We start from the raw sequence: 13287 nt of genomic DNA on the forward strand, positions 1-13287 counted from the left end.
ACTTTACCTAAAAGTTGAGAAATAATTGGAGCAGATTGAACTTTTTGATATCTCAAGCCCTTGTAAACGGGTTTGCGAAACTGATAAAAAAGGCTATTGTATTACCTGTTATCGCTCAAGAGAAGAGAGATTTAAATGGTTAACCTTGAGTGATAGCCAAAAGCGAGAAGTTTTACGTTTATGCAAACAGCGGGCGTTAAGGCGCCGTTATCTATTATCACAACAACAACCACAATTAAATCCAACCACTTCACAATTTGATCTTAATTTCTGAAATCTACTTATCTATTTTTAATTGTATATTGTAATCTTGTTTAACTAAGAGTAGGATTTTTTATACATATAAAGATGGCAATTATTGAGTCACCTTTTTAAATTTTATTGGAATTTAGAATATGAAAATGTGTATTGCTTGCGGCATGCCAATGACGGTTATTGCTGATTATCCATTGCTTGATATGTCTAAAAGCTATTGTAAACATTGTGCTCATAAAGATGGCACAATGAAAACATTTGACGAAAAATGGCATGAAGTCACATTACAATATGCTAAAAATCACAATATTGATAAGGCAATAGCTAAGCAAACAGCTTATATCATCCTTAAAAAATTACCCGCATGGAAATCTAGATGGTAGCTTGTTTTTTAGGCATATAAAGCACTTTGCGATAATACTTGTTGCAGATATTACAAAGCTAAGTATAATGCTTAACGTTTACTTATTTACACGTGTAATGCCAGTGTGGCGAAATTGGTAGACGCAGCGGATTCAAAATCCGCCGCCCTTAAAAGCGTGTCGGTTCGAGTCCGACCACTGGCACCAATTCCCAAAAAAAGCACCAGCTAAAAGCTGGTTTTTTTATGTCCAAAATCTCATCAAGGCAGGATTCTACAATATTTAGCTGTTAACTGATTCTACCAAAATCAATTCCAATTGACCCAAATCGATCACAAAACTGAACGTGATAGCGTAATCATTGATCTAAATAAACGATCAATAAGCATTGATTGATCGAAAATATCGATATGACAATGTTCCTCTATTCATTAATAATTAAATAAAAATAATAATTCTTTTTTATTTCTTGTTCCGTAGATTGGAAAAACAATTTGATAATTTAACGCATAATTAAAATATAACGCGTGGGTGTAAAAGCCATCGGATTTTTGTTCAGATAAAGCATAAAGTTCTATTTGTGAATTTAGTTAATACTATATTTACGAAAAATTATATTACTTTATAAGAATTAACTGATTAAAAATAACGCAATGTTTCTATTTTGGGAAAGGGTTATAATAGGGAAATAGATGATGGGTAGGAAGAAAGATTCAAATGTTAGTGCCGGACAAAAACTGTTGAAAATGTATCACATTTTGCTATCAGATAATAAACCGCATTATCAATCAGATTTAGCTGAAATACTAAACTGTTCTGCTAAAACAGTCACAGAAAAAATCGTTAACAGATCAAGAAAAAAAATCATTAGAAAAGTTAGAAAATAAAGAAAAAGCAAACTTTAATAAAATGCTTGAAATAGACAAAAAAGCACGGGCTAAATACGAGAGAACTGTCAATATAGCCTATTATACTAGCAGTAAGTTTGCTAAAGATGTCGCTCTTAATGGTGCATTATCGAGTGTAACCACTACTGTTACTAATATATTTTTCACTACGCAAAAAATGCTTGGAAAAATGATTCGGGGGAAATGTGGGGGCATATAACGGTAGCTATAAAATTAATCTTTTTCAACCCTAATTCATTGCCTTTAGGTCAATTAGTTAAAGAAGTAAGTAAAATTATTAGTGCTGGAATTTCCGTTGTTTGTGGTACTGCTATTTATAGTATCTGTTCACAATTATTTGCTTTTCCATTTGGCACTGAGTTATCTGCATTTTGTAGCGCACTAGCTACTGGTATTTTAACCACTATCTAGATAGAGGGGCTCTTCCTCAAAAGATTTGGGCATTTTTAGATAAATTTAAGGATAAATACGAAAGAACACTCGATTTTTTTAGAGCTGTAAATGCTGAATTAGATAATTATTTAAAAGAATTGGCAAGGCTAGAGTTCAATATGGATACACAACAATTAGCGTCGTTTACATTGCATCTTACCACAACCAATAATGAACTAGAACGCAGCTTTCTGTTAAAAGAAGAAGTAAAACGCCGCGGCATTAAATTACCATTTGAAGCTGGCAATTTAGAATCAGTGTATTCATGGATAAAATCACTATGAGCAATTTGCCTCCATTTCCTTGTTATCAATGTGGAGCTTGTTGTTGCAATGTTAATCGCTCGCAAGAAACACAATTTCTGGATAGTGGTAATGGGGTATGTCGTTATTATGACCATCAAACAAAATTATGTACCATTTATGAAACAAGGCTAGATATTTGTTGTGTAGATAAACAATATCAGCTCAATTATAAAGATAAATATAGTTGGGTTGAGTTTATCGAGATAAATACTATTGCATGCAAAATATTGAATTCGAAAACTTAGTTGTAAAAGATTGCCATTTAGATGTATGTGTTTGTATTCGGGTTATAGATAAAGGCAATGACATAAATAAAAATACAGTATAGCTAATTGCATCAGTTAAAAATCACAATATCTGGGGAAAATTATATATGTTACCCGTTGCTATTTTGCATCCTTATATTGTTAAGAAATTATTTGAAAATACAAAATAATAAGTCTGTTATCATAAATAGCTTATCAATTTGCAATGGGCATGCCAGCTTTATTGCATAATATAGTGATGTGATTAATTTCAAATCTATAAATAAAATATAAAAACATCCTGCTTAAATTAAAATTTTTAGCTTTTATTGCGTTTATTTTATGAACAGATTTTATTTTTCATAAACATTTGATACTATTTAATCAATACAATCAATTAGCCTATAACGAGTTGTTATTTCGTTAAGATTTATTATGAATCTTTTAAAACAATAAGGTGTTATATGAAAAATATAAGCAGGAAATCGGTTGTTATTGCAGTTGTTATTGTTGCCGTCATGTTTATTTTATGGCAACAATTAAAAACAGAAGGCTATGGTAAAGGTTTTATTAGTGGCAATGGGCGCATTGAAGCGACCGAGATCAATATTTCGACTAAATTAGCTGGCAGAATTGAAAAAATTAACGTTGATGAAGGCGATTTTGTTAAAGCTGGTCAGTCGCTAGTCATTATGCAAACTGACACTTTACAGGCACAATTAAACGAAGCACAGGCGCAATATGGGCAAGCAATCAGTAATGAGATCAGCGCTCAAGCTCAAGTTGAATTAAAAATGAGCGATAAAGTTGCTGCTCAAGCCGGTGTGAGTCAACGAGAAAGCGATTTAGATATTGCATCTAAACATTTACAACGAACTACCGCTCTTTATCATAAAGGCGCAATATCTATTCAACAATTCGATGATGATACCGCTAAATTTAATAGCGCTAAAGCTGCGTTAGATTCAGCAAAATCTCAAGTTACAGCGGCTGATTCTGCAATTGCCGTGGCTCAGGCAGGTGTTGATAGCGCTAAAGCAGCTATTAATGTTGCTAGTGCTAATATAAGACAAATTCAAGCTGATATTGATGATAGTACTTTAATTGCGCCTGTTGATGGCCGTATTCAATATCGCATTGCTCAGTTAGGCGAAGTTTTACCGTCGGGCGGTAAAGTACTAAATCTAGTTAATCTGTATGATGTTTATTTAACTTTCTTTTTACCTGAAACTGTCGCGGGTAAGGTGGCTATTGGTGATGAAGTCAGGCTCATTTTAGACGCACTACCTGATAAAGCGATTTTAGCTAAAATTTCGTTTGTTTCAAGCGTTGCCCAATTTACGCCCAAAACCGTTGAAACAAAAGATGAACGTCAAAAATTAATGTTTAGAGTTAAAGCACAATTAAGCCCTGAATTATTAAAATGTTATATTACTCAAGTTAAAACAGGTTTACCAGGTGTGGCTTGGGTTAAACTTGATCCTAACATGCCATGGCCAGCTGGCTTATCTGATATTGCAAAATGTCCAACCGAATAATTGGAGATAGTAAATGTCAGATTCAGACAATAAGAATTTAGTTTTATTAAACGAAGCTAAATCCATTGATGATGCAGTGGTAAAAGTAAGCAATGTCACACTGCATTATAAAAAAAATTGTGCGCTCAATAATATTAATTTAGCCATTCCACCGCGATGCATGGTGGGTTTTATTGGGCCTGATGGCGTGGGTAAATCGAGCTTATTATCGCTGATTGCTGGTGCGCATGTTATTCAAGAAGGCTTAGTGTATGTTTTAGATGGTGATATGAAAGATAAGTCGCACCGTAAAAATGTTTGTACACGCATTGCATATATGCCTCAAGGGTTAGGTAAAAACCTTTATCCTACTTTATCCGTTGAAGAAAATTTGCAATTTTTTGCTCGTTTGTTTGGTAATGATGCGGCTGAGCGTCGTCGCCGTATTGATGAATTAACGCGTAGTACTGGATTGTATCCATTTTTATCAAGACCAGCAGGGCGGTTATCTGGTGGTATGAAGCAAAAGGTTAGCTTATGTTCTGCGCTAATTCATGATCCGGACTTGTTAATTCTTGATGAGCCCACAACGGGAGTCGATCCACTTTCCAGAGCCCAATTTTGGCAGTTAATTAACAAAATTCGTAAACAAAGACCGCAAATGAGTGTGATTGTGGCAACCGCCTATATGGATGAAGCCCAAAACTTTGATTGGTTGGTTGCGATGTATGGCGGTAAAATTCTTGAAACTGGTACACCAAAATCCTTACTAGCTAAGACAGGAAAAGATAATTTAGATGATGCATTTATTCAGCTCATGCCAGAAAGCGCTAGACAAGGTTATCAAACTGTCGAAATTCCACCCTTAGATCTTAATAAAGATTTGCAAATAGCGATAGAAGCAAAAGATTTAACAAAACAATTTGGTAATTTTATTGCAGTTGATCATGTTAATTTTTCAATTAGACAAGGTGAAATATTTGGCTTTTTAGGCTCAAATGGCTGTGGTAAATCCACCACCATGAAAATGTTAACCGGTTTATTACCGATTTCGTCAGGTGAGGCATGGTTATTTGGTAAGCAAGTTGATGCTAGTGATATTAATGTTAGACGTCATTTAGGCTATATGTCTCAAGCATTTTCTTTATATAGTGAGTTAACAGTCAAACAAAATTTAGTTCTACATGCGCGTCTGTTTGGTATTGAAGAAAGTAAAATACCTGCTCGTGTTGAAGAATTACTGAAACGTTTTGGTTTAGAACAAGACGCAGAAAATCTGCCCGATAGTTTACCTTTAGGGGTAAAGCAACGGCTTTCATTGTCAGTTGCTGTTGTGCATAATCCGCAAATTCTTATCCTTGATGAGCCAACATCAGGCGTTGACCCCATTGCTCGCGATGATTTTTGGCGTTTAATTATCGAACTTTCTAGAAAAGATAAAGTAACGGTGTTTATCACAACTCACTTTATGAATGAGGCCGCAAGATGCGATAGAATTTCATTAATGCATGCGGGTAAAGTATTAGCAAGCGATACACCAGATAACATTATCAGCTCCAAAAATGCTAAAACACTAGAAGAGGCCTTTATTAACTATCTTGTTGATGCAGGGGCCGATGATAGCAATACAGAAGAACACTCTATTGAATCACCAAAAGAAATACGCAATCAAGCAACAAAAACATTACCAAATCATCACCGTCAAGGATTTAGCCTTACCCGTATGATAGGTTGTCTATGGCGTGAGACTCTTGAATTATCTCGCGATCCTTTGCGAGCATTATTAGCGTTATTAGGCTCAGCAATTTTAATGTTGGTTATGGGATATGGCATTACGATGGATGTTGAAGATCTCCGCTTTGCGGTGCTTGATCGCGATCAAAGTATGATCAGCCAAAATTATACTCTAAATTTGTCAGGCTCTAAACGTTATTTTATTGAAAGGACACCTATCACTGATTATAACGATATGGATGCGCGGTTACGCAGTAATGACATTGCTTTAGCGATTGAAATTCCACCAAATTTTGGCCGTGACATACAACGAGGCGATCCCGTTGATATTGCCATTTGGATTGATGGGGCAATGCCACTACGTGCCGAAACAATCAAAGGCTATGTGCAAGGCATGCATCTTGCTTGGTTAAGTGAAAAAGTAAAAGAAGTAACCGGAAAATCCTCAACTAGCTTGGCAAATATAGAAACAAGATACCGCTATAATCCTGATATCAAAAGCTTACCTTCCATGGTGCCGGCGGTAATACCTATTTTATTATTAATGATTCCATCAATGTTAGCGGCTTTGTCGGTCGTGCGTGAAAAAGAGATGGGATCGATTATCAATTTATATGTAACACCAGTATCTAAAGCTGAATTTTTGCTAGGCAAACAAGTACCTTATATCATTATTTCTATGTTTAGCTTTTTATTATTGTTATTTATGGCAATCACCATTTTTGGTGTGCCTGTAAAAGGAAGCTTGTTTACTTTGTGCTTAGCTGCATTTGCTTATTGTATTATTTCAACGGGTTTCGGTCTGTTGGCTTCGACGGTCACCCGTAGCCAAATTGCCGTTATCTTTTTAACTTGTGTTGGTACAATGCTACCAGCAATTCAATTTTCGGGATTGCTCAACCCTGTCGCATCTTTAGAAGGTGGCGGTCGCTATATTGGAGAAGTATATCCAACAACGCATATGCTAATTATTGCTCGTGGTGTGTTTAATAAAGCGCTTGGTTTTATCGATCTACATAATTCAATATTTGCTTTATTGGTCACAATCCCTATTGTGTTGGGTGCCAGTATTTTTCTTCTTAAAAAACAAGAAGGATAGATATTATGCAAAGTTTAATTAATATTTATCGCTTAGGAATTAAAGAATTATGGGGGTTATTGCGTGATCCTATCATGTTGCTATTAATTGCCTATTGCTTTACCTTTGATATTTACATTGCCGCAACAGCTACTTCTGACTCGTTACATCATGCCTCTATTGCCGTTGTTGACGAAGATAACTCCCCCTTATCAAGACAAATTATTACAGCCTTTTATCCGCCAATGTTTAATTCTCCTGTTAAATTATATTCAATGGATGATGTCGATCGTGGTATGGATACGGATAATTATACGTTTGCTTTAAATATTCCGCCTAATTTTCAGCGTGATGTGCTAAATAATCAAAGTCCAGAAATTCAACTCAATATTGATGCAACCCGAATGGGGCAAGCGTTTGTCGGAAATGGTTATATAACGCAAATTATTACTGGTGAAGTGACTGAATATGTCAACCGTTACAATAAGGTAACAAATTTGCCCGTTAATATACAAGTGCATACTGCCTTTAATCCTAACTTAACGCGATCTTGGTTTGGTTCGGTCATGGAAATTATCAATATTGTGACAACATTATCTATTATATTAACGGGTGCCGCTTTAATGAAAGAACGCGAACATGGTACGATTGACCATCTTCTTGCCATGCCTGTTACTCCTTTTGAAATTATGATATCCAAAGTATGGTCAATGGGGCTTGTGGTATTAATATCAACTTGGGTAGCGTTGTTACTTGTTGTTCATAGTTGGCTAAATGTACCAATTGTAGGTTCGGTAACCTTATTTTTGATAGGTGCAGCATTACATCTTTTTGTGACAACGTCACTTGGTATCTTTATGGCAACAGTAGCCAAATCCACTGCGCAATTCGCAATGTTACTTATTTTAATTTTATTACCACTACAAATGCTATCTGGGGGGAGTACTCCGCGCGAAAGTATGCCAGAAATTGTGCAAAATATTATGATGTTTGCTCCAACTACGCATTTTGTTGAATTAGGGCAGGCAATATTGTATCGAGGTGCTGGCTTAAGTGTGGTTTGGACTTCGTTTGCATGGTTATTAGCAATTGGTACCGTGTTCTTTTTAATCGCTTTAAGGCGATTTCGTAGCTCAATTGTGAATATGGGATCATAATATCTCATATTTTATGGCAAAATTAGTACTATTAAATATATGCAATATTTGTTGCTCAAGCTGATAATTTTGTTGAACTGGATTTAGTTTTTATAATCGGTAAAGTAAATCAGCTATTTACCCAATGGCAATTCATCCCAACGAGTGGTATATCGCTGGCTTAGTAACTCTCGCTTTACTTGCCATGGTGCTGATTTTTGGATTTCACCTAACTGAATTGTGTTTTTTCCCATTTTTTGATTAATTGAATCAATTTTCTTTACCAGCATGTCACTTTTACGCTGCAATAAATGTGCTAGTTCAGTAATGAAAAAGTCAGGTTGGGAATAACTATTTTTAGCTTTTAAATCCAGTAATATAACGCCTGATTTCATAAATAAAAATCTAGTCCAAAGTTACCGACCCATTACCGAATTTGTATTCCAAGTAATATTATTTTAGGAGTTTTAAAAAATGAATTTAATCTGGTCAGCAGTTGGGTAAGTTGTTAGTTCTTGTCTTCCGGTTTTTTTATTAATTTTTCTTGGTTGGTTATGCGTACAACAAGGGATCTTTTCAAAAGATTCTAAAAAATTATTATCAGGACTTGTATCAAACTTTGTTTTTCCTGCATTGCTTTTTGTGCATACGTTTCATGCCAAACCATCACAAATATTTAATGGTATTTGGATGATTACCTTTTTCTGTACTATGTCATTTTTATGGATAATTTGTTTTTTAACCAATAAATACATTTTGCATAAAGAGTTAAAGTCAACAGCAATGAATGCAATGCTTTGCTGTTTTTCAATTATGGACGGGATGGGGGGGCCTTTTTTAACGTTGATGCTTGGGGCAGCCTCTACCATTTCGGTCGCGCTTACTAATTTTGTTGTTGCATTATCATAGATTCTAATGACAATCTTTTTATTAGAACTCTGTGATACTAAATTATCTGACGGTAAAGTCACCGGCGATATGATCTTTAATGCGGTAAAAAACTCGCTCATGAAACCGATGTTTTTGGCCGTGATTTTAGGACTCATTGTTAGTGTCACCGATGGAACCCAATGGTTACCTCATTTTGTGTTTAACACCTTTGATATTATGTCAAGTGCCAGTAACTTTATTTCGATTATTGCGGTCGGTGTTGGTATTCATGGGGTTAAATTAAAATTATCTAAACCATTAATGATTAATGTGGTTTTAAAAAGCTTCATTACGCCAATTGTTGCGCTTATTGAAGTGTATTTATTTGGTCTTATAGGTATGGAGGCTGAAGAGATGGTCTTCCTATTAGCCATGCCAACGGCATCAACAGCAGTTATTTTGGCTTATAATTGGAATGTTGAGCAAGAACAAGCATCAAGCATTTTCTTTGCATCAACGGTTCTATCTATCTTTATTTTACCAACTTTATTACTTATTATGGATTTCACCATTCCTGGTATTGCTTAATAAATAAAAACTAGGTATTGATGCCCTCGTTTTATTTGACTTAATCGAGGGCATTTTATCACTTATTACACGCTTCTTGTAAGTGACTTTCTTTAATTGCCAAGACAATCACAGAGCAAATACATCCTACCGTTAGGATAAAATATTACCTTATTTCTTATAAAGAAATAGGTCAGGAAAGGTATTGATGTTAGGGAGAAGTCAATGAGGTTAATTTATTGTAGAGGGGAAACTGATAGCGTTTTTTATATACTAAAATATAAATTGGAGCGGGAAACGAGGTTCGAACTCGCGACCCCGACCTTGGCAAGGTCGTGCTCTACCAACTGAGCTATTCCCGCATAGGTAAGAAGTGGTGCCCGGGGCGAGACTTGAACTCGCACGGCCAAAAAGGCCGAGGGATTTTAAATCCCTTGTGTCTACCGATTTCACCACCCGGGCCAAAACTGATTACTAGGAAGTAATTCGTTTTGAATGCAGTGCATTTTACCGATCTTATGATTTCAGTCAATAAAAATTTTAAATTAATCGTTTAATTGTTCAATGTTTAACTGATTATCACTTTAAATGCAGTTATTTTTAATTTGAAAGGGAGTGAGTAATTTTGTTTATAGGAATCTTTTGAACAAAACTACTCATATAAAAGATGTTTAGATAAACATTAACTAAAAGTTATTCTTCTTCTAATAAATCGCTATGTGCTATCCATAAATATTGTAACATTGATAATAGCGTTAATACTGTTGCAATAAACAACGCAGCCAGACCTGCGTAAATCACAAGATCACAAGGACGCCAAAGTAGCCCTGTTAACGCCGTCATTTGCACTATAGTTTTGATTTTACCAATTGATGAAACGGCTACATTTTTGCGTTTACCGATTTCTGCCATCCATTCACGTAAGGCCGATATTATAATTTCGCGCGAAACGATAATAATTGCAGGGACAGAGATCCACCAAGTTTGGTAATATTGAGTGATTAAAACTAGCGCAATTGTTACCATGATTTTGTCGGCAACTGGATCTAGAAATGCACCAAACTTAGTTGTTTGACCTAAGCGACGAGCAAGATAACCATCTAATACATCAGTTACGGCTGCAATTAAAAAAATCAATGCAGAAAAAAAACCAGACCATTCAATAGGGAATAAATAAAACGCTAACACAAAAAAAGGGATTAAAATAACTCGAAATAGTGTTAAGAATGTTGGAAAATTAATTTTCATGTGATACAAGCTCTTTTTTGGTTTATTAATCAATGCATTAGTGATTAATAAAAAACAGTACTTTCTTAATGGTTATGTTGCCTGAAATATGTTATTTTTTCAATGGGTTATTGCTGTAAATTTAGATAAATTTTTTCAGCTAATGGTTTTGATATACCTTGTACTTGAGCTATTTCGTCAATACTGGCATTTTTTACCCCTCTTAATCCACCAAAATGTTTAAGTAGCGCTTGACGTCTTTTGGTGCCAATGCCTTCAATATGTTCTAAGGCGCTATCGGTGAGCTGTTTTGTCCCTTTTTTACGTTGACCAGCAATAGCATGATCGTGTGATGCATTTCTAATTTGCTGAATGAGTAATAGAGCAGGGGAATGATCATCAAGATAATATCCGGTGCCATGAGCTTCAAAAAATAGTGTTTCTAATCCTTCCTTGCGTTCAGCACCTTTTGCGACCCCAATTAAAATTGGGTGATTTTTATCCCAATTTACATCTAATTGTTCAAATACTTTCAGTGCTTGGTTAAGTTGTCCTTTACCACCGTCGATAAAAATGATATCAGGAACTTTTTCGTTAGGCAGATCTTTTTTACTGTAACGGCGCGTTAATACTTGTTCCATTGCTGCATAATCATCACCGGGTGTAATACCAGCAATATTGTAGCGTCGAAATTCAGATTTAACGGGTCCCTTATCATCAAAAACAACACAAGATGCAATGGTATTTTTACCCATAAAATGGCTGATATCAAAACATTCCATTCGATGAATTTTATCAATACCTAGAAAGGCTTTTAATGCCTCATAACGTTGATTAATTGTTGAGTTTGCTAGTAGTTTGTTCTTAACCTCAGTTTGGGCATTCACGGTTGCAATATTGAGTAATTTAAGATTATCGCCTTTAGGTTCATCAACCAGCTTAACTTGATGCTCAGCAATCAGTGACAGTGTTTCTTCCATTGGTTGTTTATCAGACAATGAAAAGTTAAGTAGAATCTTTTTAGGAATATTTCTATTCTGATTGCCTTGCAAATAAAACTGTCCCAAAAAGGTTTCAATAACTTCTTCTAGTTCGGTATTTGATGGTACTTTAGGAAAATAAGAACGATGCCCAAATGTCTGCCCATTGCGAATAAACAGGACATATATACAAGCTAGGCCTAATTCATAATGGAAACCGATCACATCAAGATTATCGTTATTGTTATATATTGCTTGTTTCTCATTGATATGCTTTATTGCCTGTAACTGATCGCGTAGTACGGCGGCTTTTTCGAAATTAAGTTCATTACTAGCCTTTTGCATGTCTTCAGTAATTTTTTGTAATATCTGTTCTGATTGTCCTGATAAAAATAACCTTACATAATTAACTTGCTGTTGATAATCTTCATCACTAACTAAACCTGGTACGCAAGGTCCTAAGCAACGTTTAATTTGATATTGTAGACAGGGGCGTGTTCGATTGCGATAGGTTGAATTTAAACATTGTCTTATTGGAAATGTTTTTTGTAACAAGGCTAATATTTGTTTAACGGCATAACCATTTGGATAAGGACCAAAAAATTCATCTTTTTTTCGATTCACGGCACCACGATAAAGAGACAGCTGTGGATGTTGTTCTTTGCTTAATTTTATGAAAGGATAACTTTTGTCATCTTTCAAAAGCACATTGTATCGAGGTTGATGCTTTTTAATATAAGTTTGTTCAAGCAGTAAAGCTTCGGTTTCGGTATTGGTAATTGTAAATTCAACGTGATGGATATGGCTAACTAGCATATCTGTCTTTAATGTTTTTTTACTATTATTGAAGTAGCTTTTTAAGCGATTATTAAGATCTTTGGCCTTTCCCACATAAATAATCGTCTGTTTATCGTTAAACATCTGATAAATTCCCGGTTTATGTGGGACTGTTTTTAAAAAGGATGTTGAATCAAATTGGCTCATATTAGTTTTCAAATGTGAGGGCTTTTTTCTCTATATGTCTCATAATGGTGCTAAGTAAACCATTTATCAAGAGGTATACTAGTCCAGCCGCTATAAAAATAGTGAAATCATAATAATCTGCATTCAATTCATTGCTATAACCCATCACATCCATGACAGGAATCATTGAAGCTAATGCAGTGCCTTTAACTACAAATATAACTTCATTTGAATAAGTAGAAAGAGCTCGTTTTAATGCATAAGGCAAAACAACTTTTAATGTTTGTCTTTTATTCATACCAAGTGCTTCGCAAGCTTGCCATTGTCCTTTAGGTAAGGCTTTTAACGAACCATAAAAAATTTGGGTTGTATAGGCTGCACTGTTAAGTGTTAATGCCAAGTAAGCACAAAACCAAGGCGAAGAAATAATGTTATAAAATGTCGGTACTTTGACTAAAACATCTCTAAATTGTGATGGTCCATAATAAATTAGTAGTAGTTGCACCAGTAAAGGTGTACCAGTAAATATAATAATATATGTGCGTATAACTTTATTTAATAGAAAGTGATTTAATGATAATAAACATGATAGGCAAGCGGCAATAACTCCAGCAGATAAAATACCTAAAATGCCTAAGCTTAATGTATCAGGTAGACCTTGGGCTATGATTTTAAGGTAATGAATAAAATTATCAGACATAATGCGAC

The 13287-nt window shown here is 34.9% G+C and carries 13 protein-coding genes, 3 tRNA genes and 1 pseudogene; 11 read left to right on the forward strand and 6 right to left on the reverse strand.

The window, feature by feature from the left end; translation table 11 throughout:
- Nucleotides 1-25: 25 nt before the first annotated feature.
- From A9G23_RS09175 to A9G23_RS09220, 9 genes are all read left to right on the forward strand, one after another.
- Complete coding sequence (locus A9G23_RS09175) at nucleotides 26-274, forward strand: DUF1289 domain-containing protein (RefSeq protein ID WP_065587325.1); 249 nt, start codon at nucleotides 26-28, stop codon at nucleotides 272-274.
- 121 nt (nucleotides 275-395) lie between these two features.
- Nucleotides 396-638, forward strand: a complete 243-nt coding sequence (locus A9G23_RS09180) for a zinc ribbon domain-containing protein (RefSeq protein ID WP_065587326.1) — start codon at nucleotides 396-398, stop codon at nucleotides 636-638.
- Between the two features lie 99 nt (nucleotides 639-737).
- A tRNA-Leu gene (locus tag A9G23_RS09185) sits at nucleotides 738-824 on the forward strand.
- A gap of 884 nt (nucleotides 825-1708) precedes the next feature.
- Entirely contained in the window at nucleotides 1709-1936 is a 228-nt protein-coding gene (locus A9G23_RS09200; RefSeq protein ID WP_065587329.1) for a hypothetical protein, read from the forward strand.
- A gap of 140 nt (nucleotides 1937-2076) precedes the next feature.
- On the forward strand, nucleotides 2077-2241 hold the full coding sequence (locus A9G23_RS11540; RefSeq protein ID WP_176700262.1) for a hypothetical protein: 165 nt from the start codon (nucleotides 2077-2079) through the stop codon (nucleotides 2239-2241).
- Nucleotides 2238-2507, forward strand: coding sequence for a flagellin N-methylase (locus tag A9G23_RS09205; protein WP_065587330.1), 270 nt, complete (start codon nucleotides 2238-2240; stop codon nucleotides 2505-2507). The genes A9G23_RS11540 and A9G23_RS09205 overlap by 4 nt, the downstream gene beginning before the upstream one ends.
- A gap of 464 nt (nucleotides 2508-2971) precedes the next feature.
- Nucleotides 2972-4045 (forward strand): HlyD family secretion protein, encoded by a 1074-nt coding sequence (locus A9G23_RS09210; RefSeq protein WP_065587331.1) that lies wholly within the window; start codon nucleotides 2972-2974, stop codon nucleotides 4043-4045.
- Nucleotides 4046-4058: 13 nt separating this feature from the next.
- On the forward strand, nucleotides 4059-6857 hold the full coding sequence (gene rbbA, locus A9G23_RS09215; protein WP_065587332.1) for a ribosome-associated ATPase/putative transporter RbbA: 2799 nt from the start codon (nucleotides 4059-4061) through the stop codon (nucleotides 6855-6857).
- 5 nt (nucleotides 6858-6862) lie between these two features.
- Nucleotides 6863-7993, forward strand: coding sequence for an ABC transporter permease (locus tag A9G23_RS09220; RefSeq protein ID WP_065587333.1), 1131 nt, complete (start codon nucleotides 6863-6865; stop codon nucleotides 7991-7993).
- Nucleotides 7994-8106: 113 nt separating this feature from the next.
- On the opposite strand, the gene A9G23_RS09225 is transcribed toward A9G23_RS09220, so the two are convergent.
- Entirely contained in the window at nucleotides 8107-8367 is a 261-nt protein-coding gene (locus tag A9G23_RS09225) for a DUF4113 domain-containing protein (protein ID WP_065587334.1), read from the reverse strand.
- 124 nt (nucleotides 8368-8491) lie between these two features.
- Here A9G23_RS09225 and A9G23_RS11290 point away from each other — a divergent pair.
- Together A9G23_RS11290 and A9G23_RS09235 are read left to right on the forward strand one after the other, a co-directional pair.
- A pseudogene (locus tag A9G23_RS11290) lies at nucleotides 8492-8881 on the forward strand (AEC family transporter); the annotation flags it as partial.
- Between the two features lie 6 nt (nucleotides 8882-8887).
- The gene (locus A9G23_RS09235; protein ID WP_081297019.1) at nucleotides 8888-9430 is read left to right on the forward strand and encodes an AEC family transporter; all 543 of its coding nucleotides are present in this window, start codon (nucleotides 8888-8890) and stop codon (nucleotides 9428-9430) included.
- Between the two features lie 265 nt (nucleotides 9431-9695).
- On the opposite strand, the gene A9G23_RS09240 is transcribed toward A9G23_RS09235, so the two are convergent.
- The 5 genes from A9G23_RS09240 to artM all read right to left on the reverse strand — a co-directional run bounded on the left by A9G23_RS09240 (nucleotide 9696) and on the right by artM (nucleotide 13279).
- A tRNA-Gly gene (locus A9G23_RS09240) sits at nucleotides 9696-9771 on the reverse strand.
- A gap of 12 nt (nucleotides 9772-9783) precedes the next feature.
- Nucleotides 9784-9871 (reverse strand) — tRNA-Leu (locus A9G23_RS09245).
- A gap of 231 nt (nucleotides 9872-10102) precedes the next feature.
- Nucleotides 10103-10657, reverse strand: coding sequence for a CDP-diacylglycerol--glycerol-3-phosphate 3-phosphatidyltransferase (gene pgsA, locus A9G23_RS09250; protein WP_065587337.1), 555 nt, complete (start codon nucleotides 10655-10657; stop codon nucleotides 10103-10105).
- A 107-nt stretch (nucleotides 10658-10764) separates the two neighbouring features.
- Nucleotides 10765-12600 (reverse strand): excinuclease ABC subunit UvrC, encoded by a 1836-nt coding sequence (gene uvrC, locus A9G23_RS09255; protein WP_065587338.1) that lies wholly within the window; start codon nucleotides 12598-12600, stop codon nucleotides 10765-10767.
- Nucleotide 12601: 1 nt separating this feature from the next.
- A complete protein-coding gene (gene artM / locus A9G23_RS09260; RefSeq protein ID WP_065587339.1) occupies nucleotides 12602-13279 on the reverse strand; it encodes an arginine ABC transporter permease ArtM in 678 nt (225 codons plus the stop codon).
- Nucleotides 13280-13287: the final 8 nt, after the last annotated feature.

This window comes from Gilliamella sp. App4-10 (assembly GCF_001690495.1).
GTDB lineage: Bacteria > Pseudomonadota > Gammaproteobacteria > Enterobacterales > Orbaceae > Gilliamella > Gilliamella apicola_G.

What these genes read in the sequence shown, in the direction of transcription:
- A9G23_RS09180 (WP_065587326.1), top strand. Translation starts at nt 396, where the DNA reads ATGAAAATGTGTATTGCTTGCGGCATGCCAATGACGGTTATTGCTGAT.
- A9G23_RS09200 (WP_065587329.1), top strand. Translation starts at nt 1,709, where the DNA reads ATGTGGGGGCATATAACGGTAGCTATAAAATTAATCTTTTTCAACCCT.
- A9G23_RS11540 (WP_176700262.1), top strand. Translation starts at nt 2,077, where the DNA reads ATGGATACACAACAATTAGCGTCGTTTACATTGCATCTTACCACAACC.
- A9G23_RS09205 (WP_065587330.1), top strand. Translation starts at nt 2,238, where the DNA reads ATGAGCAATTTGCCTCCATTTCCTTGTTATCAATGTGGAGCTTGTTGT.
- A9G23_RS09210 (WP_065587331.1), top strand. Translation starts at nt 2,972, where the DNA reads ATGAAAAATATAAGCAGGAAATCGGTTGTTATTGCAGTTGTTATTGTT.
- rbbA (WP_065587332.1), top strand. Translation starts at nt 4,059, where the DNA reads ATGTCAGATTCAGACAATAAGAATTTAGTTTTATTAAACGAAGCTAAA.
- A9G23_RS09220 (WP_065587333.1), top strand. Translation starts at nt 6,863, where the DNA reads ATGCAAAGTTTAATTAATATTTATCGCTTAGGAATTAAAGAATTATGG.
- A9G23_RS09225 (WP_065587334.1), bottom strand. Translation starts at nt 8,367, where the DNA reads ATGAAATCAGGCGTTATATTACTGGATTTAAAAGCTAAAAATAGTTAT.
- A9G23_RS09235 (WP_081297019.1), top strand. Translation starts at nt 8,888, where the DNA reads ATGACAATCTTTTTATTAGAACTCTGTGATACTAAATTATCTGACGGT.
- pgsA (WP_065587337.1), bottom strand. Translation starts at nt 10,657, where the DNA reads ATGAAAATTAATTTTCCAACATTCTTAACACTATTTCGAGTTATTTTA.
- uvrC (WP_065587338.1), bottom strand. Translation starts at nt 12,600, where the DNA reads ATGAGCCAATTTGATTCAACATCCTTTTTAAAAACAGTCCCACATAAA.
- artM (WP_065587339.1), bottom strand. Translation starts at nt 13,279, where the DNA reads ATGTCTGATAATTTTATTCATTACCTTAAAATCATAGCCCAAGGTCTA.